This window comes from Streptococcus mitis, assembly GCF_946188685.1.
In the GTDB taxonomy this organism is placed as follows: Bacteria; Bacillota; Bacilli; order Lactobacillales; family Streptococcaceae; genus Streptococcus; species Streptococcus mitis_CC.
Window position 1 is genome coordinate 206,988 of sequence record NZ_CAMHWH010000001.1, and the last position, 24,482, is coordinate 231,469.

The following is a 24,482-nucleotide window of genomic DNA, read 5'->3' on the forward strand; positions in this document are numbered from 1 at the left end:
AACAAGACTTGGTTTAATATTGAACTCCAAGCCTTGCTCATATTCAGATTCATCCATTATATGATGTTCATGCCGTATTTTATAATAAATCATATCTTAAAAATACCAGACCACACTATTCCCTGCTTGTATTTAGCTTCTTTCTTTTGGACAAATTTTGCTAAATCCAACAACTCTGTCGGCGGTTCACCTTTAAAGCTCAACAATTCTTTAGAGACGGCAAAAGAAAGACGTACAGCTAACAAATCTTCATTAGTACTAGAGAACTGTTTTGCTGTTTCCAGCAATTGCTTCCTAAATTCTTCCGTCAAGCTAATTTCTTTATTATTGTATAGGGAATGAATTAACATTTGTAACTGACTTTGTTTTTCCATCGTTTACCTCATTTTATCTAGGACGCCAAGTTTCACTTTTAGTCCAGCCATTTACAGTATGCTCATAATTAAACATATACTGTACGAATTCCCATCTATAAACCACTTCTGCGACTTAGGATCTGCTTGAAGTGCTTTACAAGGATAGTATAACACGAAAATTAGCTTATTTTAGAAAATCGCATATTTGATATTTTTTCTTATAGAAATTTCAGATTTGCAATTGTTGACTACTCAATAAGTTCTTTGTATTGCTTCAAACGCAATTCGAAGAGGGCTAGCAATTGTGGATTTTCTAATACTTGCAGAGATTGGATAAATCTTTCAATCTCTTTTTGATTGCTTCCTTTGGTTTGAAGGAAAATCTTCATTTTCTTTAAAAACTGCCACAATACTTTTTCAAAAACATCGTATGGACGAAGCATGCTCTCTAGCTCAGCTTCAAAAATTGGGATATAAGAGAAAAGTTTACGCTCCATGAGTTCTGATATAATATTCAGAAATCCACTTTTCATATACAATCGATTATGTACCAACTCTTTAAATTCCCTAGATTTCTCAATTAAAGCGGTCGATAAAAATATCAAATCTTGATTGCTCAAGAAGGGCATGGTATTGCAAAAGAGATAGAGTTCAAACCAGGTCCAAGACTCAATAGCATAGAGATAGATAGTCAAAAACTCGCTATCTTCTTTTACTAATGGATAGTTCTTATTTAAGGAATGGAGTGCGTTTTTAATTACAATGGCATTCAAACGACGATAGGTCTCTGCCATCTGTTCTTGCTCGACTTCCTCCAACAGTTGCTCTAAACCAGCTATATCTTGGTGGGCAAAGCGATCCACAACCTTTCTACCAATTCGCATATGTGGAGATTCTTGATAGTTGTTGAGCTTGTGCCCAAACTCATCAAAGGTCACATTTATACCTTGGATAGCTAGAATCAACTTATCTGCAGACAGCATAGACTGCCCTAGTTCGAACTTGGATAGCTGAGAAGCTGTTAGTCCAGCACAAGCCACATCTGACTGCTTGAGCTTTCTAGCCAAACGTAATTCCTTGTAAAATTCCCCCAATTCCATTCTCCCAATCATCTGACCACCTCCTATTCTTTATATATTATATCATTATTTACATTTATTTGTCAAAATATTCTGACATTTCGGCAAGTAAAAAAGTCAGCCTTAAGCTGACTCTTTATTCCATAGTATCAAAAGCGAGACTTGGTTTGGCATTGAGGCCCAAGTTTGCAAAGTTTTCTTTGTTCCACTCGCTAACGCTAGCATAGGCAATCATACCTGCATTGTCTCCGCAGAGGCGCAGAGGTGGAATGATGACATTGACATCTGTGATTTCAGTTGCTAGGCGTTCTCTAAGGCCTTTATTGGCTGCTACCCCACCTGCCACGACAAGGGTTTTAACAGGGTACTTCTCCAAAGCCTTCTTAGTTTTTGCCATAAGAATATCCAAGACAGCGGCTTGGAAGGAAGCACACAAATCCTCTGTAGACAGACTCTCTCCCTTTTGCTCGGCATTGTGGTGAAGATTGATAAAGGCAGATTTCAAACCTGAGAATGAAAACTCCAGATTATCTTCCTTAATCATGGCTCGAGGAAAATCATAAATATCCTGCCCCTGATGAGCTAGCTCGTCAATCTCACGACCGGCAGGATAGGTCAAGCCCATGACACGGCCAACCTTATCATAGGCCTCACCAACCGCGTCATCTCGCGTTTCCCCAACAATCTTGTAATCACCAGCCTCCGAAACATAAACCAACTCTGTGTGCCCACCGCTAACCAAGAGGGCTAGCAAGGGAAACTCCAAAGGCTCCACACTCTGAGCGGCCATGAGGTGGCCAGCCATGTGGTTAACGGGAATCAGCGGAAGCCCATGTGCCCAAGCAAAGGCCTTGGCAGCTGACAAACCAACTAGTAAGGCTCCGACCAAGCCCGGTCCATAGGTAACCGCCACAGCTGTTACGTCCTCTTCGGTAATTCCTGCTTCTGCTAGAGCCTCCTCGATACAGGCTGTAATGACCTCGACATGGTGACGACTAGCTACTTCTGGCACTACGCCCCCAAAACGTTTGTGGCTCTCGATTTGACTAGCAATGACATTGGACAAGAGCTGGTCGTCGTTTTTTAAGACAGCGACACTGGTCTCATCACAGGATGTCTCAAATGCTAAAATATATCTATCCTTCATCTATTTCTCTCTTCATGATGATGGCGTCCTCGACTGGGTCATGGTAGTAGGCCTTTCGCTCAGCGATGACTGCCATCTTTTCTTTCTTGTAAAATGCTTGCGCTCGGTGATTTGACTTTCTGACTTCGAGGAAAATCTCCTTATCTGCCGGCAATTGAGCAAACAAGGCCGAGGCAATTCCCTGACCCTGATAGGCTCCTTTGACAGCGATTTGCAGGACTTCTGCTTCAAATAGATTCTCCTGCACAGCTAAAAATCCAATCACTTCTGCTCCATCATAAGCTAGAGCATACCAAGTCTGATCTTGGGACAAATCTGCTTGGATTTGTTCCAGCGTCCAAGAACTGACTGGGTAAACAGCTGCCATAACAGCGTAGATGGCTTGAGCCAGATCAGGTTGCTGTTGAGTTCCTTTGATTTCTATCATAGGCGTTTAATATAAGACTCGCCAGATTCGGTGTGATTCTTTAGCCAGTTTTCCTCAGCCTCGACACGCTTGAGGTAGTTCGGCACAAAATCATGCAAGGAGTCTGCTTCCTTGTCCCAGGCCCAGAGAGCTAGATTAGCTGCATTTGGCAAGGTTTCTTTGAAATTAGTCCTTGGCAAGTGTTCTTGAATCTGCTCCACAAAGGTGCCAACTTCTCCGACAAAGGTTACTTGACTAGCACCCTTGATTAGCTCAATCACTCGCTCAAAGGGCAGGTGTGCTTCTGGCATGACAGGTTTGGCATTCTCATAAAATCCTGCGTAAACATTGTTGCGACGCGCATCCATCAAAGGAACGAACAAACCTTCTTGTTGGTAGGGCACCAGAGCCAAGAGGCTAGACATACCAACTAACTCGATGTTAAGAGTATGAGCAAGGGTCTTGGCAGTTGCTACCGCAATTCGCAAACCTGTGTAGCTACCTGGCCCTTCCGCCACAACGATTCTATCCAAATCCTTGGGCGTCCAGTTCACACTTGCCATCAAAAAATCGATGGCAGGCATGAGGGTAATACTGTGATTTTTCTTAATATTAATCGTCGTCTCGGCAAGAACCTGCTTGTCCTCTAAAATAGCGAGAGAAAGAGCCTTGCTGGACGTATCAAAAGCTAATACTTTCATAACACATTCCTATCTTTTTGTCTGCTTACTATTATACTACAAAAGCTGGCACATGGGAATTTTCTTTGCCCCCAAACAAAAATGCCTATACTTAGCTAAAAAATAATTTAAAAAATGCTCACTTTTCCTTTTCTTTTCCGAATATAAAAGTGAACAAGAAAAAAGGAGGAAAGTTCAATGACAAATTTTGACGTTCTTGACAATCAATTTTTATCCTTATCTGAAAATGAATTATCAGATATTGATGGCGGTCTCGCTCCCTTGGTTATCTTTGGAGTAGCAGTATCTTGGAAAGCTATTGCAGGTGGAACAGCACTTATAGGTTCTGGTTTGGCAGCTGGTTATTTTTTAGGAGGAGATTAATATGATGAAAGATTTGAACAACTATTGTGAAATTTCTAATAAGGAATTGCAAGAAATAAAGGGTGGTTTTGGTGTAGGTGTTGGTATCGCTTTATTTATGGCAGGTTATACCATTGGAAAAGACCTTCGTAAAAAGTTTGGTAAGTCATGCTAGATAAAAAACACATTTTTAGAAGGATAAATTTTATTATCTTTATCTCTTATAGTTTGCTCAGCATTCTCAATGATTTAAACATTACTACTATCCCTTTACCAATCGATTTATCTGTTTGTATTGTTTTGTTTTTAGTCTTCAACTCTATTTTTGAGCAGAAGAATCATTAATATAAAGCTAATAAGCTCTGAAAATTCCATTGTCATGTCATTTTAGAAAAATGCAAAGACCACCTCATCTTGATAGATGGGGTGGAATTTTCTTTGCCCCCAAACAAAAATACCCCATCAGAGCAGGGCATCTAAGCATTTAATCCAAAGTAAAATATAAACCAAACTACATAGGTTACGAGGAGGAGAAAAAGCGAGTAGAGAGTCACAAAGGTAATTTTCCACAAGAACTTGGTTTGTCGTTGTTCCAGTTTGGCAAATAGAAGATTCCCTCCATAAACGCAAGCAACAAAAACAATAAAAGCTACTAAGCGAGCTCCGATAGCAAAAGCAAATAAATTATACATAGGGCAACCTCCTTGACTTAAAAACTATAGGGAATTGTGACAAATGATAAATTCCACTTCCATTATCAAAATAACATATTTTCTTTATTTTTGCAAACGCTTACCAACGAGTAACCCTATGACTTTCTCGTTTCCGTCTTTTACTAATTTTTCATTTTGTGGTATAATTGAAATAATTGTAACGAATCAAGGTCAATCTAGACAAAAATGGAATGAAATCAAGCAATTCTCTGCTAAAAGTTTGGAATAAGCTGACCTGTAAATAGAAAGGAACTATATGATTTACAAAGTTTTTTATCAAGAAACAAAAGAACGTAGCCCACGCCGTGAAACAACACGCGCACTATACCTAGACATCGATGCTAACTCAGAACTTGAGGGCCGTATCGCTGCTCGCCAACTTGTCGAAGAAAATCGCCCAGAGTACAATATCGAGTATATCGAACTCTTGTCTGACAAATTGCTAGATTACGAAAAAGAAACTGGCGCCTTCGAAATTACGGAGTTCTAATATGGCCTACACTCTTAAACCTGAAGAAGTCGGCGTTTTTGCCATCGGTGGTCTGGGAGAAATCGGGAAAAACACTTACGGGATTGAATACCAAGACGAGATTGTTATCGTCGATGCTGGGATTAAATTCCCAGAAGATGACTTGCTGGGTATCGACTATGTCATTCCTGACTACTCATACATCGTGGACAATATCGACCGCGTCAAGGCTGTCTTAATCACACACGGACACGAGGACCACATCGGTGGGATTCCATTCCTGCTCAAGCAAGCAAATGTCCCTATCTACGCTGGACCGCTTGCCTTGGCTTTGATCCGTGGGAAACTCGAAGAACACGGTCTCTTGCGCAACGCCAAACTTTACGAAATCAACCACAACACTGAGTTGACCTTTAAAAATCTCAAGGCAACTTTCTTTAGAACTACACACTCTATTCCAGAGCCTTTGGGAATTGTCATTCATACTCCTCAAGGGAAAATTGTCTGTACGGGTGACTTCAAGTTTGACTTAACACCAGTTGGTGAACCAGCAGATTTGCACCGTATGGCTGCGCTGGGCGAAGAAGGTGTTCTCTGTCTTCTATCTGACTCAACAAATGCGGAAGTACCAACCTTTACCAACTCTGAAAAAGTCGTTGGCCAGTCCATCATGAAGATTATCCAAGGCATTGAAGGACGTATCATCTTTGCATCCTTTGCCTCAAATATCTTCCGTCTCCAGCAAGCAACAGAAGCTGCTGTTAAGACTGGGCGCAAGATCGCTGTCTTTGGTCGTTCGATGGAAAAGGCCATTGTCAACGGAATCGATCTTGGCTACATCAAAGCTCCTAAGGGAACCTTTATCGAGCCAAATGAAATCAAAGACTACCCTGCAGGCGAGATTCTTATCCTCTGTACAGGTAGTCAAGGTGAGCCGATGGCAGCCCTCTCTCGTATCGCCAACGGAACCCACCGTCAGGTACAACTCCAACCAGGTGATACCGTTATCTTCTCTTCAAGTCCAATCCCTGGAAATACTACTAGCGTCAACAAGCTGATTAACATCATTTCAGAAGCTGGTGTCGAAGTTATCCACGGTAAGGTTAACAATATCCATACATCTGGACACGGTGGCCAGCAAGAGCAAAAACTTATGCTCCGCTTGATTAAGCCAAAATACTTCATGCCTGTTCACGGTGAATACCGCATGCAAAAAGTCCACGCTGGACTAGCAGTGGATACTGGTGTTGAGAAGGACAATATCTTTATCATGAGCAATGGTGATGTGCTTGCCCTTACTGCTGACTCAGCTCGTATCGCAGGTCATTTCAACGCCCAAGATATCTATGTCGATGGAAATCGTATCGGTGAAATAGGTGCTGCTGTCCTCAAAGATCGTCGTGATCTATCTGAAGACGGTGTCGTTCTGGCAGTCGCAACTGTTGACTTCAAATCGCAGATGATTCTGTCTGGTCCAGACATCCTCAGCCGAGGCTTTGTCTACATGAGAGAGTCTGGCGACTTGATTCGCCAAAGCCAGCGTATCCTCTTCAATGCCATTCGTATCGCACTGAAAAATAAGGATGCTAGCGTTCAATCTGTCAATGGTGCCATTGTCAACGCTATTCGCCCCTTCCTCTATGAAAATACAGAACGTGAACCGATCATCATCCCGATGATCCTCACACCAGACGAAGAATAAAGCAAGAAAACAGCCCCGATTTTTCGGAGCTGTTTTTCTCTATGCTTTCTTTTGAGATTAAAACTCAATAAAAATCGAAATCAGACTAGAAGGCTAGGCGAAAGCATAACTTGAGTTAGGTGAGCCGAAGCCGACGACGTATTATTTTGATTTTTGAAGAGTTTTAGAAATACTACGATTTTTACCTTCCAAATACACCATCAAAATAGAAATATCTGCTGGGTTTACTCCCGAAATACGGCTGGCTTGGCCGATGGTTTCTGGATTGATGAGTTTGAACTTCTGACGAGCTTCTGTCGCGATAGAATCAATGTCATCCCAGTCGATATTGGCTGGAATACGTTTTTCTTCCATGCGTTTCATCTTGGCAACCTGGTCCATAGCTTTGGAAATATAGCCTTCGTACTTGATTTCTGTTTCAATCAATTCGATAATCTTGTCATCCAAGTCCTCAGCAGCTGGTCCGATGAAGGCTACCACATCTTGGTAAGAAACTTCTGGACGGCGAAGGAATTCCTTGGCTGTCACTGCATCTGTCAACGGTTTAAAGCCCATCTCCTCAACCTTGGCATTGGTTTCCTTGACTGGCTTGAGTTTGATGCTGTCTAGGCGTTTCATCTCATTTTCAAATTGATTTTTCTTGATTTCAAAGCGAGCCCAGCGTTCATCATCCACAAGACCAATCTCACGGCCCATCTCTGTCAAACGCATATCGGCATTGTCATGACGGAGAATGAGACGGTATTCAGCACGACTGGTCAATAGACGGTAGGGTTCAATGGTTCCCTTGGTCACCAAGTCATCAATCATGACCCCGATATAACCGTCACTGCGCTTCAAAATCAATTCAGGCTTGCCTTGGACTTTCAAAGCCGCATTGATACCCGCGATAATCCCTTGGCCAGCAGCTTCTTCATAACCTGATGTTCCATTTGTCTGACCAGCAGTGAAAAGTCCGGAGATTTTCTTGGTTTCCAGAGTCGCACGCAACTGATGAGGCAAGACCATATCATACTCAATGGCATAACCTGTCCGCATCATCTCTGCATTTTCCAAACCTTTGATGGAATGAACCAAGTCACGCTGGACATCCTCAGGCAGACTGGTTGAAAGTCCTTGAACATAGACTTCCTCAGTATTGCGCCCTTCTGGCTCTAGGAAGAGTTGGTGGCGTTCCTTGTCCGCAAAGCGCACAATCTTGTCTTCAATCGACGGACAGTAACGAGGTCCCACTCCCTTAACCACACCTGTAAACATAGGCGCACGGTGGAGGTTGTTTTGGATAATCTCATGGCTGGTACCATTGGTATAGGTCAACCAGCACGGTACTTGGTCCTTGACATAATCCTCATCACGTGAGGTATATGAGAAGTGATTAGGTGCTTCGTCCCCTGGCTGAATCTCGGTCACATCGTAGTTGATAGAAGAAGCCTTGACACGTGGAGGGGTTCCTGTCTTGAAACGACCAATTTCGAGGCCCAATTCCTTGAGATTGTCAGCAAGGTTAATAGAAGCCAAGCTGTGGTTAGGACCTGATGAGTACTTGAGGTCTCCGATGATAATTTCCCCACGGAGGGCAGTCCCTGTGGTCACGATAACAGCCTTAGCAGCATACTCTTGATGGGTTGCTGTACGCACACCGACAACCTTGCCATCTTCCACCAAAATCTTATCAATCATGGTTTGACGAAGGGTCAGATTTTCTTGATTTTCAACTGTCTTGCGCATTTCCTTAGAGTAAAGCTCTTTGTCAGCTTGCGCACGAAGGGCACGGACAGCTGGCCCCTTACCTGTGTTGAGCATCTTCATCTGGATGTAAGTCTTGTCAATGGTTTTGGCCATCTCGCCACCTAGGGCATCAACTTCACGCACGACAATCCCCTTGGCAGAACCACCGATCGAAGGGTTACAAGGCATGAAAGCCAGCATTTCAATGTTGATAGTCGCAAGCAAGACCTTACAGCCCATACGGCTAGCAGCTAAGGAAGCCTCGACCCCAGCGTGTCCCGCACCGATTACAATAATATCGTATTCTTCAGTAAAATTATATGTCATTTCTTAACCTTTCAAAAATTTCTCGTAAATAAGGAACTAACTTCTCCTCCTCTAGAGCTTGAGCCATAGTAACCCATTTAAAGTGCGTATGCTCTTCAGGATCTAATCTGATAATTGGCTTCTCCCCAACCCACTCTGCTTTATAAACTAAGCGAGTAAAGACAGTATCCTTAGAGGTATCCAGTTGACTATCTTCGTGAAGAAGTTTGAGCAAACTGCTATCTAGCCTAACTCCCGCTTCTTCAATACATTCTCTAAGAGCTCCATCTCGCGGAATTTCACCCTTTTCAACCCCGCCACCAGGAATATCCCAGTAAGTTGGATAAACATTGGGTTGTCCTCTTTTAATTTCCGAACGCTGAATGAGCAAATAATCATCACCACTATGAACAAGTACATGGGCAATAAGCTTAACCATTATTTTCTCTCCTATTCCTCAAGATGGATGTGTCTTAGTTGGCCGTCCCAATCTGGCAGGGCTGTTTTCAAAAAGGCTGGAACTAGATTGATACCCTTAAGCTGATCCAAATCAATCCACTCACAAGGCTGCCTTTTCTCATCTTCCTGCATGGTCAATGGGGCATCCTCAAGCAAGTCCACCAGATAATGAAACTCGATGTTGTGCCAATAGACACCATCTTCTTCAAAACGATTTTCAACAACAAAAGCTAGTTGCCCAGCTTGAACTTTGACACCCAGTTCTTCCCTCACTTCACGAACTACCGCGTCCTCCGTTCTTTCATTGACTTGAATCGCACCGCCAATAGTGTAATACTTGCCCTTATCTTTGGTGACTAGGAGCTTGCGATTTTGGACAATCAAGGCTGTCGCCCGAACTCCAAAAACTGTATTTCCTGTTTTTGTCCGAAAGTCTTGTTGAATCATTCTTGTCCTTTCCTCTAAACGACACAAAAACAGTCAAAACTCCAAAGAAGTGCAGGACAAAAAAGCCTGCAACATCCATGAGCTTTGACCATCATTTCTATTGCTTTTATTATTGTAGCAAATTGAGAAAATTTGTCAATCTAAATGTACTGACAAACTTGTCCATCGCGGTAAGCATTGTCAATCAAACCACCACCTAGACACTCTTCCCCGTCGTAAAAGACAACTGCCTGTCCTGGTGTAATCGCGCGTTGCGGTTCTGCAAAGATAACCTCTGCCTTATCTCCTTTGACATGTACTGTCACCTTAGAATCAGGCTGACGGTAGCGGAATTTTGCTGTGCATTCTAGCGTAAATTCCTCTGGCATCTCACGAGTAAAGTGAACCTGACTGGCTTCTAGACTGGTTGACATGAGCGAATCATGGTAGAAACCTTGGCCGACATAGAGGATATTCTTGCTCAGGTCTTTTCCGACAACGAACCAAGGTGCATTGTCACCGCCGTGTTGCCCACCGATACCGAGGCCGCCACGCTGACCAATTGTATAATACATAAGGCCTGCATGCTCGCCCATATCGCGACCATCTACAGTCATCATGCGACCTGGCTGAGCTGGCAGGTAGTTGCTGAGAAAGTTTTTAAAGTTCTTTTCTCCGATAAAACAAATCCCTGTCGAGTCTTTCTTCTTAGCAGTCGCAAGACCTGCTTCTTCTGCTAGTCTGCGAACTTCAGGCTTTTCCAAATGCCCCAGTGGGAACATGGTTTTTTGAAGTTGTTCTTGCGAAAGTTGGCTGAGGAAATAGGTCTGGTCCTTGCCATTGTCCACGCCACGAAGCATGTGAACTGTCCCGTCCTCATCACGCGCCACTCGGGCATAGTGCCCAGTCGCTACATAGTCTGCCCCCAAGGTCATGGCATAGTCCAAAAAGGCCTTAAACTTGATTTCCTTGTTGCACATAACATCTGGATTTGGCGTGCGTCCTGCACGGTATTCCGCTAGGAAATACTCAAAAACGCGGTCCCAGTACTCTTTTTCAAAATTGACAGAGTAGTAGGGAATGCCAATCTGGTCTGCCACCGCAGCCACATCCTTGTAATCTTCGGTCGCCGTACAGACGCCGTTTTCATCTGTGTCGTCCCAGTTCTTCATGAAGATACCGATCACATCGTAGCCCTGCTCCTTGAGCAAAAGAGCCGTCACCGACGAATCAACACCACCACTCATCCCCACGACAACACGTGTTTTAGAGTTATCACTCATGGTAAGTCTCCCATCTATTCGTTTATTCACGATTGAAGGTCGTGTGTGCTTCAACGATTGAAGGTCGCTTGAGCAGTATTCATTATAACACGCTTGGTTGGAGAAGACAAGAAAGAGGCTGTCAATCGACCAACCTCTTATCAATCTATCACTTTCTAGCTTCATTCGCTTTCTTAGCAACTGCAATCTGGTATCTCACTTGGTCAAATCCTGTACCTCCCAAGGAATTTCGTCTTTGAACAGCAGTTTTAGGTTGCAAGTAGACATAAATATCCTCTGCAATGAGGGAATGATAGGTTTGTAATTCCTCCAAAGTCCAATCTTGAATATTTTTAGCAGACTTGATAGAGTCTAGCACTAATCTTCCCACAACCTCATGAGCTTCTCTAAATGGCAAGCCTTTCCCTGCCAAATAATCTGCCAACTCAGTCGCATTTGAAAAGTCCTTCTCTGTAGACTCTTGCATTTTTTCCTTGTTTACCTGCAAGCTAGATAACATACCTGCCAATACATCGAGGGAATTTAAAATCGTTTCGACCGTATCAAACATTCCTTCCTTATCCTCTTGCAAATCCTTATTATAAGCTAAGGGCAAGGACTTCATGACTGTCAACAGTCCAAACAGATTCCCATAAACTCTACCAGTCTTTCCTCGAATCAACTCAGCCATATCTGGATTTTTCTTTTGGGGCATAATAGAGGAACCTGTTGTAAACGTATCTGACAAGGTAATGAATTGGTACTCAAAGCTACACCAATTGATCATTTCTTCGCAAAAACGGCTCATATGCATCATGAGTATGCTGGCATTTGACAGAAATTCTAAGATAAAATCGCGGTCACTAACAGCATCCAAAGAATTTGTATAAGGTTGCTTAAACTCCAGCAAATCGCTAGACAATTGGCGATCAATGGGGAAAGTCGTTCCTGCTAAAGCTGCCGCACCTAGAGGGCATAGATCTGTATGCTTCTGGTTAAATTCAAAGCGTTCACTGTCTCTTTGAAACATATTGTAGTAAGCCATCAGGTGGTGGGCAAAACTAATAGGCTGGGCATGTTGCAGATGGGTATAGCCCGGCATAATCGTCTCCACATGATTTTCCGCCAAATCTAATAAAACACCCTTGAGATGAGCCAGTTTATCTAGGACATGGCCTAGTTGCTCCTTGAGATACAAGTGCATATCTGTCGCAACTTGGTCATTTCGAGAACGAGCTGTATGTAGTTTCCCTGCAAGAGGACCAATTTTTTCTGTCAGCAACACTTCCATATTCATATGAATATCTTCGTTTGCGATATCAAAGTCAAGTTGGCCTGCCTCTAGCTCTTCTAGGAGCTCTTTCAAGCCTTCTTGAATCTTTTCTGACTCCTTCAAACTCAAAATGCCCGTCTGACCCAACATCTGAACGTGGGCTAAAGAACCAATCACATCAAATTTAGCTAATTTCTGGTCAAAAGATATACTCGCACCAAAGCGCTCTACCCAGTCTTCGACAGTACCTTCAAAGCGACCACCCCATAATTTTGTATTCTTAGCCATATCACATCCACCTCTCTAGCCAATCGCCCTATTTGGCGCTTTTTTGAACCTCAGAATGAACCTTGGTTGGAAGTCCCCACAACTTAATAAAGCCAACAGCCGCATCTTGGTCAAAGGTATCCGCACTGGTATAAGTCGCCAAATTTTCATCGTAAAGAGAATTTGGTGATTTCCGAGCTACGACCTGAGCGCTTCCCTTATAGAGTTTGACTTTTGCAGTCCCATTGACAACTTTTTGAGTCTCTTTAATATAAGCAATCAAGGCTTGTGTAGCCGGACTAAACCACAAAGCATTATAAATGAGATTTGATAATTCATTTTCTATAATTGGTTTAAAATGAGCCACTTCTCTCACAAGCGTCAAGTCCTCAATTTCCTTATGAGCTGTCAGTAGAGTCACTGCCCCTGGGCATTCATAGATTTCTCTTGATTTAATCCCAACCAAACGATTTTCCACGTGGTCAATCCGTCCGACCCCATGCTTTCCAGCTATTTCATTGAGTTTTTGAATCAAATCTGCCAATTTTAACCCTTCTCCATTAAGGGAAACTGGAACACCTTCACTAAACTCAATATCAATGTATTCTGGCATATCTGGAGCTTGCTCTGGAGAAGTTGTGATGCCAAAGGCTTCTTCTGGAGCCTGATTCCATGGATTTTCCAAAATACCACACTCATTGGCACGTCCCCAAAGATTTTGGTCGACAGAGTAGGGATTGTCAAGGTCAGCAGGAACAGGTACCCCATTTTCCTTCGCATAATGAATTTCTTCCTCCCGAGACCATTTCCATTCACGAACTGGCGCAATCACTTTTAAATTGGGATCCAAGGCTGCAATCGATACTTCAAAACGTACTTGGTCATTCCCCTTACCTGTACAACCATGAGCAATTGTAGTAGCTCCTGTCTGATGCGCTATTTCAACCAATTTTTTAGAAATAAGAGGGCGGCTCAAGGCAGATACCAAGGGGTACTTTTGTTCATAATAGGCATGTGACTGAAGAGCCACTAGCACATAATCTGTAGCAAATTCGTCCTTAACATCAATGACATAAGATTCGACTGCCCCAACCTTAAGAGCCTTATCATGGATGAAATCCAAGTCTTTCCCTTCACCCACATCCATACAAACTGCAACAACTTCATAGTCTTTCTTTAGCCAGGTAATAGCAACTGATGTGTCCAAACCGCCAGAATAGGCCAAAATTACTTTTTCTTTACTCATGTTCTTTTCCTTCTTTCTATTTTTCAATGGACGCTTTAAAGGCATCCTCAATGAGTTTGTCTAATTCCCCAGACTCCTTCAACTTTTGAATGGTTTTATCGACCGCCTCTTTCAATTCCTTGCTATCTTTTTTCATGGCGACCGCATAAGAATCATCTTGCTCTTTTTCAAAATTGAGGTCTGCGATTGCTAAATCAGGATTATTTTCCACAAATCCCTTGGCAACAGGTTCTTCAAAGATAACGGCATCCACTTGCCCTGATTTTAAATCTGTAATTAAATTCCCATTTTTAGGCAGAGATACGAGGGATGAATTTTGTAGCAAGTCTTTCGCCATCGTCTCTTGAATCGAACCTTTCTGCGCTCCGACCTTTTTCTGCGCTAAGTCTTTGACAGACTGATAAGTGGCTAAATCAGATTTTTTGACAATGAGCTTATTTTTTGAAGTATAGTAGGGAGTTGAAAAATCGAACACCTTGCTTCGTTCATCTGTCTTAGAAACACCAGATATGGCAAGATCGGCTTTTCCTGATTGAACACTAGCCAGTACATTGTCAAAACTCATGGGTGATAGTTCCAATTCGACACCTAGTTCTGTTGCGATAGCCTTGGCTAATTCGATGTCTGAACCCACAATCTGATTTTTCCCATCAACCACTTTTTGGTATTCAAATGGAGCAAAATCTGGATTGAGGGCTACAACCAATTTTCCTTTGGACTTGATGGCTTCAATTCCAGCCGATTGATTGTTACTACAAGCAAATAGTAGGGGGAGCATCACTAAACCAAACATCGTCATCAACACCTTCTTCATCTTATTCATAACAAAGCCTCCTTTATGTTTATTCCTTTTGGTTGTATAAATAATACTCTTATCCTCATCATTTGTCAAGTCGAAATTGAAAAATTTTTCAATTTGAAACAAAAAAACCTAGAAATACTACATAAAAATGTCATTCCTAGGCGTATTTATGCTATTTCTCTCTGGAAATATGAGTATTCAGTCAGTCAAAAGGAGCTAAACGGACTCATTTCCCCTCGCCCAATTCAATGATCCGATGACATTGTTGGGCTACATAAGCATCGTGGGTCACAATAATGACTGTTTTCCCCTCGCGATTCATCTCTAAGAGAAACTTCAAGACCAAATCTCTATTTTCAGGGTCCAGAGAACCTGTTGGTTCATCGGCTAAAATCAGCTGGCTGGGTTTTAAGATGGCTCTAGCAACTGCAATTCGTTGTTGTTCGCCACCAGACAACTCGGAGACCTTTTGATGCAACGTAGCTGACAAACCTACTCTCTCTAAAATCTCTTCCACCTTTTTGAGCTTGTCTTTCTTGGACAATTTCACATATTTCAGCGCCAGCATGAGATTGTACTCGACCGTTTCATCATCAATCAGGGCAAAATTTTGAAACAGATAAGAGATATGTTCACGGATTATTGTTTGCGACTTGGCAGAATTGACCGCTAGATTTGTCTGACCAAAAATCTCATACCGTCCGCTATAATCACCATCTATCAAACCTAATAAATTTAACAAGGTCGACTTACCACTACCACTTTTTCCAACGATGGCAACCAAATCTCCCTGATCAATCCTGAGAGATAAGTGATCCAAAATCACTTTTCCTCCAATGGTTTTGGTAATATTTTCCAACTCAATCATAAGATGCCCCCTTTCAATAACTCTACTAGACTTCTTTTCTCCATCCTAGAAGCCAAGACTAACACAAATAGTATATCCAGACATGTAAAGCCTGCAAACAGCAGGAGTGGCAAGAGCGCATGGGCAAAGAAAATCAATACTAGAAGAGGGAGACTATAGCCCAACAAAAGTAGAACGAGGAGAGGACGGTAGCGATCGACCAGTTTCCACCCCATAAACTTCTTGGTAATGATATCCCTGCGCTTCAACAAGAAAGTTGTTACTAGTAAGAAGTAGGAAATCATCATGCTAAGGAGACCAAACAAAGCAAAGAGTATATTAAGATTTCGAACTGCATCTCGATAAGAATCTACTTTCTCTTGTTGAATGGCTTGAATCGATGAAAATTTTAAATAATTCCCATCTGATAATTTCTCAACTAACTCCGTAATCACTTTTTGATTTTGTTCTGTATTTTCAACTTTCATCGGGTTATTTAAACCTGTCGTTGACAAACGAGTCTTTTCTTCCCACATCATGTCTTGATCATTTACTAGACTAATGATTGGATTGTGGAGATTTTCCTTTCGCTCATTGTTATAAGGGAAGAAAGACCAATCTCTTTCATAGTAGGCAATTTCTACATCCATATCTTCTATTGTTTGCTTTTGCTGATCTTCATACCTCATAGAAAGATAGGCGATGGATTTTCCCAAGAACTGATTCTTGCCTTCTTGTCCTTTATCACTGGCTGGCAACAAGATCACCTTTTTAGTGCCGATATCAGGTAGCTTAAAGCCCTGACTTTCTAAAAATTGACGGTTTGCATAGTAAACATCTACCTTATCAGGCAGTTGGTACTGCTGTACTTGTTCAGCTTTGATGACTGGTTTGATAGGAAGACTCGCACTTCGCACATAATTTACTTGTATTTTTGCTAGCAAATCTTGATAAAATTGGTAGAAATAATCTGTAGATTTCCCTGAACCTGCTAGCTCTTCCTGCCACAGGTTATCATTAAGTTTGAAGGTTTCTAAGGTCAGGTAATTCCCTTGGCTTACCCACTGTTGCTGATAAGCAAGTTCTTTGTTTTCTTGTTCTAGACTTCTGCCTACCCCAATCAGTAAAACCGTCAATAAAATAGTTGTCCCTATTTTCATCACATAATTGAAGATGAGACCAAGTTTGATAGATGAAAAACCTTTCAACATGGAGCTGACTGTCATTTTCTGAATCATTAGGTAGGTCAGCCAACTGATGAACAAATACAACTGTAAAAGCAGAAATTGGGATAAGAGTAAACTTGGGAACAAAAGTTTTGGTCTGTAGTCCAGCACTAAAAATAGTCCCAAGTCAATGATAAGACTTCCACCCAAGAGAAGATAAAAATTAGTTTTTACAAAACCAGCTAAAATCGCCCCGCTTTGAAAACCAAGTAACTTTTGAACCCCCACTCGTTTCATCTCCATCATCGGCTGATAAACTGTTACTAACACAAGAAGTAAAATAGCCAAGACAAAAACAATGGCAGATAAAAGCAAATCTCGATTTATGACTTCCACTGCACTTTTATAGGTAGGCTCTAGCAAGGTAGCCTGGTCTATCTTGAAAAAATCGCTCCATTTCTGTACAATCCTATCCTTATCCATCTCTTGTGTAGAAGTTATCGTATAGCGACCATTTAAACTACGAGATGTATCCTTGATATAGGTTTGAAAAGTTATAAGCTGAATAGGCTTGGCTTTTAGAAAGGTCGGTATCGTACCAAGTTTATTAGAAATTTCTTTATTACTGTAGACTCCTTCACCATCTGTGGTAAAATCAAGAGAAGAAATCCCAAACTCTTGGTAGGGGAAGGTATCTTTATCAAAAACACCAGACTTGATTACCTCATCACCACTGTCTGTTTTGATGATGGAGACTTTGTACTCCTTTGATACATCCTCAAAAAATCGAAGAACAGACGCTGCAGGTTCGTTAATATCTTTCAAATACAAATCCAAAGAATCTACAGTCTTTCCCATTTCCCGAATCCGAACCGCTTCACGTGTGTAGTTTACATTAAAAACAAAAAAAGTGGTACACAGCAACAGCAGAAACATACAAAGATGACTGATTTTTTTCATAAAAGTACCTCCACTAAAGTTTTCCCTCTCCTAATAGGAGAGGGAAAATTTCACTTAAAATCCATAGAAATATTCTAATCCTGTTGGCGGAATTTTATTAAGGGAAGCTTGAGCCCAAACCTCGGGATCTTCACGATCCTTAGAGATTCTACCTCCATGCTTGACAGTTGCTGTATGAGATCGAGTAGAATGTAAATAATCAGAATATCCAAAAGTTCCTGTCCAACCTACTCCATAGTTCCATTGACCACCCTCAACCCATACTGCTTATCGAGAGCTGTTCCGTAAAAACAGCTATAGTAATTTATCAACAAGTATCGTAGTCCATTGGACTCACCTTCCTTCTATCTCATTCTTTAACAACGAACTTATTTTTAACCGGGAGAATAGTACGCTCCTGTATCAATACCTTGAGTAACTAGAGTAGTACTAATAAAACTTCGACTATTACTCAGTAGAATTAGCACAATAAGCAATATAGATAGCGCTTTCAAATATTCGAATTTTAATTTTCCCATCTTGCCACCTTCTTTCACCTATATTATAAATCAACATATATAAACTGTCAAGCAATTAAAGTAAAAAATCATATATTTTTTTAAAAAAGAATTATAGTTATGTTTTGTGTATGAAGAGGATGGTCAAAAACTCAATTTCAGGATAAAATGAAGTAAATATCCCCATAATAAAACGCATAGTATCAGTTTTTTCAAAACCTGATATTATGCGTTTCTTTATTTTAAAGACTTTTTTCCCAGCCTTATACATTCTCTGACTTCTTATCCATTAGATATTGTTCTACCTTGAGTGCCATGACTTCATTATTTTCAATTAGATAAAGCACCTTAGCTTTCATATAATAGTCCTTAGCAACAGAGATATCAAGATTTTCTGTTACATTTCCCAACAAACAATATAAATCTGCTAACCTAAAGCTACTATGATATTTGTTACAAAATTCAATTATCTCCAATAATAGCGCTCTGGACTTATCCATCTCCTCCTGTTTCCAAAGGTGGTAACAATAATTGTATTTTATTTTGATATACAACTCAATTTGTTCACGCACACTGGTATCGATTTTTGAAAGGGCTACGGAAACCTGATCATATAGTTGCTCAAATTTCTCCTTATCCTCATCATAGCCTAAGAAAATCAGCAGGGTATTCAAAATATATAAGTAGTCCACTTTATCAATACTAATCCTACTGAGGATGTCCTCTATTTTTGAAATAGCTAGTTTTAATTGATGTTCACATTGATAGGTTAGAATAGCATCTATCCAGTCCAGATAAATCTTTTCATCAAAAGATAAAGAAGTCTGCTGCTTTCTTTCTCCCTCAAAAGCATATTTCAAAGAGGCGTAATCTTGATTTTCCAATAATGTTTTAGACAATCTCTTGAAAGCAGACAAGCCTAGAAACTCTTTCGAAATTTCTCCTGAAAAGAAATAGTCCATATTTAAGCCCATTTTTTCAGATAATTTATATAACAAATCTGCTCCTGGCATATATTTGCCTTGTTCCATGCGACTTATCTGAGTTTGTTGGCAAATTCCTTCTGCCAATTCTTTTTGCGACCAACCCAGCTCTTTTCGCTTATTTTTTAATCTTGTTGCTAATAATGCATGCATGCTATCCACCACTATTTATATTCTATAAAAACATTATACTACTTTTTTGATAAGATTATATCAAATTGGCTACAAAGAGTGAACAGATTTCCCTACATGTAAGCAAAAAGAGGCTGGGAAAAACTAGCTTCCAAATAAAATCACATAGTGATTTCAGTCTTGAGTACAATCAAGCTGAAAGAAATACTGTGTGGTTTTTGAATTGTTGAACGTCCTAAGATTCGTTTTTTGGTTAATTGTCTATCAGAATGTCCTTTTATCTGTCAATAATCCTAAAAAATCTTGTCGTTTCAAGTCGGAGAAATGTTTGGCGGAAAGACTTCCCTTTTGAAGTCCATCATCTCTGACCTGCAAATAATAGCTATGTTGGCTTGTTTTAATTGTCAAAAAATCGCCCAATACAAAAACTCTTTTCCAGTTGCGAATCTCAAATTCTTTCATCTCTGATTTTGGAATGCGGATAAGTCCTTGCCGCAAATCGCGATGGTGCTCACTTGTGAAAGTCATCCCATTCCCAAGATTTCTTATCAGCAGTTCATCTGGAGTCACCATCACCAGCGCTATTTTAGTTAAGAAAATTTCAACTGTTGGTGGTAAAATCGCCAAATTAAACCAGGGATGTAGGTAGCGATAGGCTAAGAAATAATGAGGCTCCTCACCCAATCCTAGTTGTTTATATAAGGCCTTGACCTCACTATCTAACCTCGCTTCAAAAGACACATCCGAATGCTCTTCTTCCTTCCTCTGATTAACATAACGCATCCAGACTAGGAAACCTATAAAGACTAGGACAAATATTCCTGATAAAAGATATTTTAAATTGTAGTTCATCACTTAACCTCCTGATTCACGACTCTACATAAAGCAGAGGCCTATTTATTTTGAAAATAGTTCCATCACAACTTTAAATAAGACGGGTGTCATTAAAATTAGGATAATTCCTATCACAAATATCATAACTACTCGAAAAAGTTCCTTATTTTTAAACATTTTATCCCCCCTTTTCTAGCTACATCATAGTACTGTTAAGCCCATTTTAAAATTATACCAATCTTATTTTAGTTTTATTTTCTACTTTTTATATTACTATGATACAATATTTTTAATAGGATTTTATTATTTGTTAACTTTTTTCACTAAAAGGAGAAAATCATGCGTTATGATTTTGGAAAGGTCTATAAAGAAATACGTGAGTCAAAAGGATTGACCCAAGAAGAGGTCTGTGGAAATGTTCTCTCAAGAACTAGCCTATCAAAGATTGAAAGTGGTAAGGTAACTCCCAAATATGAAAACATGGAATTTCTTCTCCGACAGATTAATATGAGTTTTGAAGAGTTTGACTATATCTGCCATCTCTATCAGCCGAGCCAACGGACAGAAATCATGCAAACTTATCTCAATATGAATTCCATCATTGGTGGCAGTGGTCTAGTTGATTTTTTTGAAACATGCCAAAACTATCTCAAGACCTATCACGACCTGCCTATAGAAGAAATCAGGGATATGCTGGAAGTTGTCATTCATATCCGTCAATATGATACAGAGAAACTGTCAGACCAAGTGAAACAAACTGTCAAAAAACTTTGGGAAAAAATTGAAAAACAAGATACATGGTATGAAAGTGACCTAAAAATCCTCAATACCATCCTTTTCAGCTTTCCTATTGAACACCTCCATCTCATCACTGAAAAAATCTTGCAACGCTTGGAAGTCTATAAAAACTACCAACATTTATATGACTTGCGAATGGCAATCCTACTCAACCTTTCCACCATTTACTTATATCATCAAGACAGAAACATGTGTCAACAAATCTGCTATACTTTACTAGAGGATGCCAAGAACAAGAAAAGCTACGATATGCTTGCTATCTGCTATGTCCGTATTGGGATTTGTAGGGATGATGCCAAACTTATCCAAAAAGGATTCTCCCTTCTAGAGCTGACCGATGAAACTTCCATTCTAGCCTTTCTCAAAAAAGAAGTGGAGATCTATTATCAACCGAAAGAAATATAAAAAGTCGAGGGATTTCCTCGACTTTTTCAAATTATTCTGTTCGTTATTTCTTAATACCAGCCGTTGTTAAGCCAGAAGTTTTTAGCAGCTGACCATGAACCGTAACGTCCTGCAACGTAAGCATCTGCTACACGTTCTTGGTTTTCAGCTGAGTAGTCACCGTTCAAGTATGAATCTGTCAATTGGTAACGTCCAATGTATTGGCCGTTTGTAGCTGTATAGCTACCACCTGATTCTTTTTGTGCAATCCATTCTTTAGCTTCTGCTTCAGATCCACTTACAGTTGCAGCTGGTGCTGAAGTTTCTGCTGCAGCAACAGTTTCTTCTGCTACAGGAGCGCTTGCAGCTGGTGCTGCTTCTTCTACTACTTCTGTAGTTTCTGCTACTGGAGCTGAAACAGTTTCATCTTGAGCTGCTGGTGCCGCATAAGTAGCTGGCGCTGGTGTTGCAGCAGGCGCTACAGGGCCATCGATAACCAACTCTTGACCAACATAAATCAAATGAACGTTGTCGATGTGGTTGTTTTCTGCCAATTTCTCAACAGTTGTGTTGTGAGTTTCAGCGATTTCTGAAAGTGTATCACCTTCTTTAACAGTGTAAGTTGATGATTCTTGAGCAGATACAAATGATGGAGCAAATACTGCAAACAAGGCAGCTACTCCTGCAAGAGTTGTTTTAATCTTTTTAGTTGTTGATTTCATATTTGAAAATTCTCCTTCTTTCTATAGTTCTATCATACCCTTTAAATATTACCGTTTCTTGACACTTTTATGTAGAAATATTACAAAATTATTTTTTATTTCTCTAAATAAGCCATTTTTTGTTACAAAAGATGCTTTTTTATGCTATTTGTAGTGTAAAAAGGTTTTCATCCACAATTAAAGCCAAGACCTTCATTCTTTGATATAATAGAGATAAGAATTTTTATAAGGGGAAACTGATGAAATCACTTCGTTTTCAATCTGTCTTTGATATCATCGGACCAGTTATGATTGGCCCATCTAGTAGCCATACAGCTGGTGCTGTTCGTATTGGGAAGATTGTCTCTTCCATTTTTGATGATACTCCGACAGAAGTCGAATTCCAACTATTTAACTCATTTGCCAAGACCTATCGTGGTCACGGAACAGACCTAGCCCTTGTTGCAGGTATTTTGGGCATGGATACAGATGATCCTGAAATCCCAAACAGCCTGGAAATTGCCCACAAGCGTGGCATCAAGATTGTCTGGACCATTCAGAAAGACAGCAATGCCCCTCACCCAAACACCACTAAAATTACCGTCAAAAATGCTCATAAGACCATTAGCGTGACTGGTATTTCTATCGGGGGAGGAAATATTCAGGTAACTGAACTCAATGGCTTTGCCGTCTCTCTCAATATGAATACACCGACTATCATCATTGTTCATCAAGATATTCCAGGTATGATTGCCCTCGTAACAGAGGCCCTTTCCCGCTATGGTATCAATATCGCTCAGATGAATGTTACTCGTGAAAAAGCTGGTGAAAAAGCTATTATGATTATCGAAGTCGACAGTCGCAACTGTGATGAGGCCATCGAAGAAATTCGTAAAATCCCTCATCTTCACAATGTCAATTTCTTTAAATAGGAGGAAGCATGTTTTATTCTATCAAAGAATTGGTCGAGCAGGCAGAACTAGACTTTCAAGGAAATGTCGCAGAACTCATGATTACAACAGAGTTTGAATTGACCGGTCGCGAACGTGAAGAAGTCTTCCTTCTCATGGAACGCAATCTAGAAGTCATGAAAGCCTCTGTCCAACTTGGCCTCAATGAAAATAAATCTCGTAGTGGCCTGACAGGTGGAGATGCTGCCAAATTGGATCACTACATCAAAAACGGAAAAACTCTGTCAGATTACACAATTCTCTCTGCTGCCCGAAATGCCATTGCAGTCAATGAACACAATGCTAAAATGGGCTTGGTTTGTGCCACTCCGACCGCAGGAAGTGCTGGCTGTCTGCCTTCCGTTCTCACTGCTGCTATTGAAAAATTAGACCTCAGCCACGAGCAACAGCTGGATTTCCTCTTTGCTGCCGGTGCCTTTGGACTAGTCATCGCAAACAATGCCTCTATCTCAGGTGCTGAAGGTGGTTGTCAGGCCGAGGTTGGTTCGGCCTCTGCTATGAGTGCTGCAGCCTTGACTCTAGCTGCCGGTGGAACACCTTATCAGGCCAGTCAGGCCATTGCCTTTGTCATTAAAAATATGCTAGGCCTCATCTGTGACCCTGTTGCCGGCTTGGTTGAAGTTCCCTGTGTCAAGCGCAATGCCATGGGAGCTAGCTTTGCCTTCATCGCAGCAGACATGGCCTTGGCAGGTATCGAATCTAAAATTCCTGTGGATGAAGTGATCGATGCCATGTACCAAGTAGGAGCAAGCATGCCAACTGCCTTTCGTGAAACAGCTGAAGGTGGACTCGCTGCCACACCAACTGGTCGTCGTCTCCAAAAAGAAATTTTCGGAGAATAAGCTTATCAAATAGGAGAAACCATGACCTCTATCACAGCTATCTTTTTCGATCTGGATGGAACCCTCGTTGACAGTTCTATAGGGATTCACAATGCCTTTACCCATACCTTTAAGGAGTTGGGGGTACCTAGCCCTGATGCCAAAACTATTCGTGGTTTTATGGGACCGCCCCTCGAAAGTAGTTTTGCGACCTGCCTTCCCAAAGACCAAATTTCTGAGGCTGTCCAGATATACCGTTCTTACTATAATGAGAAAGGCATCCATGAAGCTCAACTCTTTCCTCAGATTGTAGTCTTGCTTAAGGAGCTATCAAGCAAATATCCTCTTTATATCACCACTACAAAGAATACCCCTACCGCTCAAGATATGACTAAAAACTTGGGAATCCATCATTTCTTTGATGGCATTTATGGCTCCAGCCCTGAAGCACCTCATAAGGCAGATGTCATTCGCCAAGCCTTACATACACATCAACTAGCACCAGAACAGGCCATCATCATCGGAGATACCAAGTTTGATATGATGGGAGCTCAAGAAACAGGCATTCAGAAATTGGCCGTCACTTGGGGATTTGGAGAACAAGCAGATCTACTAAACTATCAGCCTGATTATATCGCTCACAAACCCTTAGAAGTTTTGAAGTATTTTCAATAATATAACGGAGACTGGGCAAATACTCAATT

At 40.9% G+C, this 24,482-nt stretch carries 26 protein-coding genes and 1 pseudogene; 8 read left to right on the forward strand and 19 right to left on the reverse strand.

The genetic code is table 11. The features are described from left to right. Positions 1 to 89 precede the first annotated feature (89 nt). The 5 genes from N8N51_RS01025 to tsaB form a co-directional block, all read right to left on the reverse strand. On the reverse strand, positions 90 to 374 hold the full coding sequence (locus tag N8N51_RS01025) for a bacteriocin immunity protein (protein ID WP_004254985.1): 285 nt from the start codon (positions 372 to 374) through the stop codon (positions 90 to 92). Positions 375 to 604: 230 nt separating this feature from the next. Further along, complete coding sequence (locus N8N51_RS01030; RefSeq protein ID WP_004254984.1) at positions 605 to 1,468, reverse strand: Rgg/GadR/MutR family transcriptional regulator; 864 nt, start codon at positions 1,466 to 1,468, stop codon at positions 605 to 607. A 103-nt stretch (positions 1,469 to 1,571) separates the two neighbouring features. Continuing rightward, complete coding sequence (gene tsaD / locus N8N51_RS01035) at positions 1,572 to 2,582, reverse strand: tRNA (adenosine(37)-N6)-threonylcarbamoyltransferase complex transferase subunit TsaD (protein WP_238096101.1); 1,011 nt, start codon at positions 2,580 to 2,582, stop codon at positions 1,572 to 1,574. Then, a complete protein-coding gene (gene rimI / locus N8N51_RS01040; RefSeq protein WP_078238060.1) occupies positions 2,572 to 3,009 on the reverse strand; it encodes a ribosomal protein S18-alanine N-acetyltransferase in 438 nt (145 codons plus the stop codon). The genes tsaD and rimI overlap by 11 nt, the downstream gene beginning before the upstream one ends. Next, the gene (tsaB, locus tag N8N51_RS01045; RefSeq protein ID WP_084887770.1) at positions 3,006 to 3,689 is read right to left on the reverse strand and encodes a tRNA (adenosine(37)-N6)-threonylcarbamoyltransferase complex dimerization subunit type 1 TsaB; all 684 of its coding nucleotides are present in this window, start codon (positions 3,687 to 3,689) and stop codon (positions 3,006 to 3,008) included. The genes rimI and tsaB overlap by 4 nt, the downstream gene beginning before the upstream one ends. A 177-nt stretch (positions 3,690 to 3,866) precedes the next feature. Here tsaB and cibA point away from each other — a divergent pair, with 177 nt between their 5' ends. Then, positions 3,867 to 4,052 (forward strand): fratricide two-peptide bacteriocin subunit CibA, encoded by a 186-nt coding sequence (gene cibA / locus N8N51_RS01050; protein WP_000180841.1) that lies wholly within the window; start codon positions 3,867 to 3,869, stop codon positions 4,050 to 4,052. Position 4,053: 1 nt separating this feature from the next. Then, a complete protein-coding gene (gene cibB, locus N8N51_RS01055) occupies positions 4,054 to 4,206 on the forward strand; it encodes a fratricide two-peptide bacteriocin subunit CibB (RefSeq protein ID WP_000974044.1) in 153 nt (50 codons plus the stop codon). A gap of 301 nt (positions 4,207 to 4,507) precedes the next feature. Here the strand turns inward: cibB and N8N51_RS01060 are convergent, their stop codons facing one another. Beyond that, a complete protein-coding gene (locus N8N51_RS01060) occupies positions 4,508 to 4,723 on the reverse strand; it encodes a hypothetical protein (RefSeq protein ID WP_049500723.1) in 216 nt (71 codons plus the stop codon). Positions 4,724 to 5,000: 277 nt separating this feature from the next. Between N8N51_RS01060 and N8N51_RS01065 the strand changes: the two genes are divergently transcribed. Continuing rightward, the gene (locus N8N51_RS01065) at positions 5,001 to 5,234 is read left to right on the forward strand and encodes a DNA-dependent RNA polymerase subunit epsilon (protein WP_000639571.1); all 234 of its coding nucleotides are present in this window, start codon (positions 5,001 to 5,003) and stop codon (positions 5,232 to 5,234) included. A gap of 1 nt (position 5,235) precedes the next feature. Next, the gene (gene rnjA / locus N8N51_RS01070) at positions 5,236 to 6,915 is read left to right on the forward strand and encodes a ribonuclease J1 (RefSeq protein ID WP_084926303.1); all 1,680 of its coding nucleotides are present in this window, start codon (positions 5,236 to 5,238) and stop codon (positions 6,913 to 6,915) included. Between the two features lie 141 nt (positions 6,916 to 7,056). Here rnjA and mnmG read toward each other — a convergent pair whose 3' ends face one another. The 12 genes and pseudogenes from mnmG to N8N51_RS01130 form a co-directional block, all read right to left on the reverse strand. Then, complete coding sequence (mnmG, locus tag N8N51_RS01075) at positions 7,057 to 8,970, reverse strand: tRNA uridine-5-carboxymethylaminomethyl(34) synthesis enzyme MnmG (protein WP_261103379.1); 1,914 nt, start codon at positions 8,968 to 8,970, stop codon at positions 7,057 to 7,059. Then, on the reverse strand, positions 8,960 to 9,391 hold the full coding sequence (locus N8N51_RS01080) for an NUDIX hydrolase (protein ID WP_049543155.1): 432 nt from the start codon (positions 9,389 to 9,391) through the stop codon (positions 8,960 to 8,962). Before N8N51_RS01080 ends, mnmG begins: the two co-directional genes overlap by 11 nt. An 8-nt stretch (positions 9,392 to 9,399) precedes the next feature. After that, a complete protein-coding gene (locus N8N51_RS01085; protein WP_261050660.1) occupies positions 9,400 to 9,855 on the reverse strand; it encodes an NUDIX hydrolase in 456 nt (151 codons plus the stop codon). Between the two features lie 140 nt (positions 9,856 to 9,995). Further along, positions 9,996 to 11,117, reverse strand: a complete 1,122-nt coding sequence (mnmA, locus tag N8N51_RS01090) for a tRNA 2-thiouridine(34) synthase MnmA (protein ID WP_001282954.1) — start codon at positions 11,115 to 11,117, stop codon at positions 9,996 to 9,998. Between the two features lie 148 nt (positions 11,118 to 11,265). Continuing rightward, positions 11,266 to 12,657 carry an argininosuccinate lyase gene (gene argH, locus N8N51_RS01095; protein ID WP_227326035.1) on the reverse strand — a complete coding sequence of 464 codons (1,392 nt, stop codon included), beginning with the start codon at positions 12,655 to 12,657 and terminating at the stop codon, positions 11,266 to 11,268. A 28-nt stretch (positions 12,658 to 12,685) separates the two neighbouring features. Beyond that, positions 12,686 to 13,882, reverse strand: a complete 1,197-nt coding sequence (locus tag N8N51_RS01100) for an argininosuccinate synthase (protein WP_153208791.1) — start codon at positions 13,880 to 13,882, stop codon at positions 12,686 to 12,688. A gap of 16 nt (positions 13,883 to 13,898) precedes the next feature. Continuing rightward, complete coding sequence (locus N8N51_RS01105; RefSeq protein WP_001038479.1) at positions 13,899 to 14,705, reverse strand: ABC transporter substrate-binding protein; 807 nt, start codon at positions 14,703 to 14,705, stop codon at positions 13,899 to 13,901. Positions 14,706 to 14,910: 205 nt separating this feature from the next. Next, the gene (locus N8N51_RS01110; RefSeq protein ID WP_000571036.1) at positions 14,911 to 15,552 is read right to left on the reverse strand and encodes an ABC transporter ATP-binding protein; all 642 of its coding nucleotides are present in this window, start codon (positions 15,550 to 15,552) and stop codon (positions 14,911 to 14,913) included. Then, positions 15,549 to 17,657: an amino acid ABC transporter permease gene (locus N8N51_RS01115; RefSeq protein ID WP_049500735.1), complete on the reverse strand. Its 2,109-nt coding sequence runs from the start codon at positions 17,655 to 17,657 to the stop codon at positions 15,549 to 15,551. Before N8N51_RS01115 ends, N8N51_RS01110 begins: the two co-directional genes overlap by 4 nt. A 54-nt stretch (positions 17,658 to 17,711) precedes the next feature. After that, a pseudogene (locus N8N51_RS01120) lies at positions 17,712 to 17,924 on the reverse strand (lactococcin 972 family bacteriocin); the annotation flags it as partial. 493 nt (positions 17,925 to 18,417) lie between these two features. After that, a complete protein-coding gene (locus N8N51_RS01125) occupies positions 18,418 to 19,290 on the reverse strand; it encodes a helix-turn-helix domain-containing protein (RefSeq protein ID WP_049546864.1) in 873 nt (290 codons plus the stop codon). Between the two features lie 243 nt (positions 19,291 to 19,533). Beyond that, a complete protein-coding gene (locus tag N8N51_RS01130; protein WP_045605195.1) occupies positions 19,534 to 20,121 on the reverse strand; it encodes a hypothetical protein in 588 nt (195 codons plus the stop codon). A 321-nt stretch (positions 20,122 to 20,442) separates the two neighbouring features. On the opposite strand from N8N51_RS01130, the gene N8N51_RS01135 reads away from it, so the two are divergent. Then, entirely contained in the window at positions 20,443 to 21,306 is an 864-nt protein-coding gene (locus N8N51_RS01135; protein WP_045605197.1) for a helix-turn-helix domain-containing protein, read from the forward strand. Positions 21,307 to 21,356: 50 nt separating this feature from the next. On the opposite strand, the gene apf is transcribed toward N8N51_RS01135, so the two are convergent. Continuing rightward, a complete protein-coding gene (gene apf / locus N8N51_RS01140; RefSeq protein WP_000843469.1) occupies positions 21,357 to 22,007 on the reverse strand; it encodes an aggregation-promoting factor in 651 nt (216 codons plus the stop codon). A 239-nt stretch (positions 22,008 to 22,246) separates the two neighbouring features. Between apf and sdaAB the strand changes: the two genes are divergently transcribed. The 3 genes from sdaAB to N8N51_RS01155 are packed head-to-tail and all read left to right on the forward strand — an operon-like array spanning position 22,247 to position 24,453. Further along, complete coding sequence (gene sdaAB / locus N8N51_RS01145; protein ID WP_000838912.1) at positions 22,247 to 22,918, forward strand: L-serine ammonia-lyase, iron-sulfur-dependent subunit beta; 672 nt, start codon at positions 22,247 to 22,249, stop codon at positions 22,916 to 22,918. Between the two features lie 8 nt (positions 22,919 to 22,926). Next, on the forward strand, positions 22,927 to 23,799 hold the full coding sequence (gene sdaAA, locus N8N51_RS01150; protein ID WP_000500050.1) for an L-serine ammonia-lyase, iron-sulfur-dependent, subunit alpha: 873 nt from the start codon (positions 22,927 to 22,929) through the stop codon (positions 23,797 to 23,799). A gap of 21 nt (positions 23,800 to 23,820) precedes the next feature. Continuing rightward, a complete protein-coding gene (locus N8N51_RS01155) occupies positions 23,821 to 24,453 on the forward strand; it encodes an HAD hydrolase-like protein (protein ID WP_261103382.1) in 633 nt (210 codons plus the stop codon). The last annotated feature ends 29 nt before the right edge of the window (positions 24,454 to 24,482 follow it).

What these genes read in the sequence shown, in the direction of transcription:
- N8N51_RS01025 (WP_004254985.1), bottom strand. Translation starts at nt 374, where the DNA reads ATGGAAAAACAAAGTCAGTTACAAATGTTAATTCATTCCCTATACAAT.
- N8N51_RS01030 (WP_004254984.1), bottom strand. Translation starts at nt 1,468, where the DNA reads ATGATTGGGAGAATGGAATTGGGGGAATTTTACAAGGAATTACGTTTG.
- tsaD (WP_238096101.1), bottom strand. Translation starts at nt 2,582, where the DNA reads ATGAAGGATAGATATATTTTAGCATTTGAGACATCCTGTGATGAGACC.
- rimI (WP_078238060.1), bottom strand. Translation starts at nt 3,009, where the DNA reads ATGATAGAAATCAAAGGAACTCAACAGCAACCTGATCTGGCTCAAGCC.
- tsaB (WP_084887770.1), bottom strand. Translation starts at nt 3,689, where the DNA reads ATGAAAGTATTAGCTTTTGATACGTCCAGCAAGGCTCTTTCTCTCGCT.
- cibA (WP_000180841.1), top strand. Translation starts at nt 3,867, where the DNA reads ATGACAAATTTTGACGTTCTTGACAATCAATTTTTATCCTTATCTGAA.
- cibB (WP_000974044.1), top strand. Translation starts at nt 4,054, where the DNA reads ATGATGAAAGATTTGAACAACTATTGTGAAATTTCTAATAAGGAATTG.
- N8N51_RS01060 (WP_049500723.1), bottom strand. Translation starts at nt 4,723, where the DNA reads ATGTATAATTTATTTGCTTTTGCTATCGGAGCTCGCTTAGTAGCTTTT.
- N8N51_RS01065 (WP_000639571.1), top strand. Translation starts at nt 5,001, where the DNA reads ATGATTTACAAAGTTTTTTATCAAGAAACAAAAGAACGTAGCCCACGC.
- rnjA (WP_084926303.1), top strand. Translation starts at nt 5,236, where the DNA reads ATGGCCTACACTCTTAAACCTGAAGAAGTCGGCGTTTTTGCCATCGGT.
- mnmG (WP_261103379.1), bottom strand. Translation starts at nt 8,970, where the DNA reads ATGACATATAATTTTACTGAAGAATACGATATTATTGTAATCGGTGCG.
- N8N51_RS01085 (WP_261050660.1), bottom strand. Translation starts at nt 9,855, where the DNA reads ATGATTCAACAAGACTTTCGGACAAAAACAGGAAATACAGTTTTTGGA.
- mnmA (WP_001282954.1), bottom strand. Translation starts at nt 11,117, where the DNA reads ATGAGTGATAACTCTAAAACACGTGTTGTCGTGGGGATGAGTGGTGGT.
- argH (WP_227326035.1), bottom strand. Translation starts at nt 12,657, where the DNA reads ATGGCTAAGAATACAAAATTATGGGGTGGTCGCTTTGAAGGTACTGTC.
- N8N51_RS01100 (WP_153208791.1), bottom strand. Translation starts at nt 13,882, where the DNA reads ATGAGTAAAGAAAAAGTAATTTTGGCCTATTCTGGCGGTTTGGACACA.
- N8N51_RS01105 (WP_001038479.1), bottom strand. Translation starts at nt 14,705, where the DNA reads ATGAATAAGATGAAGAAGGTGTTGATGACGATGTTTGGTTTAGTGATG.
- N8N51_RS01110 (WP_000571036.1), bottom strand. Translation starts at nt 15,552, where the DNA reads ATGATTGAGTTGGAAAATATTACCAAAACCATTGGAGGAAAAGTGATT.
- N8N51_RS01115 (WP_049500735.1), bottom strand. Translation starts at nt 17,657, where the DNA reads ATGAAAAAAATCAGTCATCTTTGTATGTTTCTGCTGTTGCTGTGTACC.
- N8N51_RS01125 (WP_049546864.1), bottom strand. Translation starts at nt 19,290, where the DNA reads ATGCATGCATTATTAGCAACAAGATTAAAAAATAAGCGAAAAGAGCTG.
- N8N51_RS01130 (WP_045605195.1), bottom strand. Translation starts at nt 20,121, where the DNA reads ATGAACTACAATTTAAAATATCTTTTATCAGGAATATTTGTCCTAGTC.
- N8N51_RS01135 (WP_045605197.1), top strand. Translation starts at nt 20,443, where the DNA reads ATGCGTTATGATTTTGGAAAGGTCTATAAAGAAATACGTGAGTCAAAA.
- apf (WP_000843469.1), bottom strand. Translation starts at nt 22,007, where the DNA reads ATGAAATCAACAACTAAAAAGATTAAAACAACTCTTGCAGGAGTAGCT.
- sdaAB (WP_000838912.1), top strand. Translation starts at nt 22,247, where the DNA reads ATGAAATCACTTCGTTTTCAATCTGTCTTTGATATCATCGGACCAGTT.
- sdaAA (WP_000500050.1), top strand. Translation starts at nt 22,927, where the DNA reads ATGTTTTATTCTATCAAAGAATTGGTCGAGCAGGCAGAACTAGACTTT.
- N8N51_RS01155 (WP_261103382.1), top strand. Translation starts at nt 23,821, where the DNA reads ATGACCTCTATCACAGCTATCTTTTTCGATCTGGATGGAACCCTCGTT.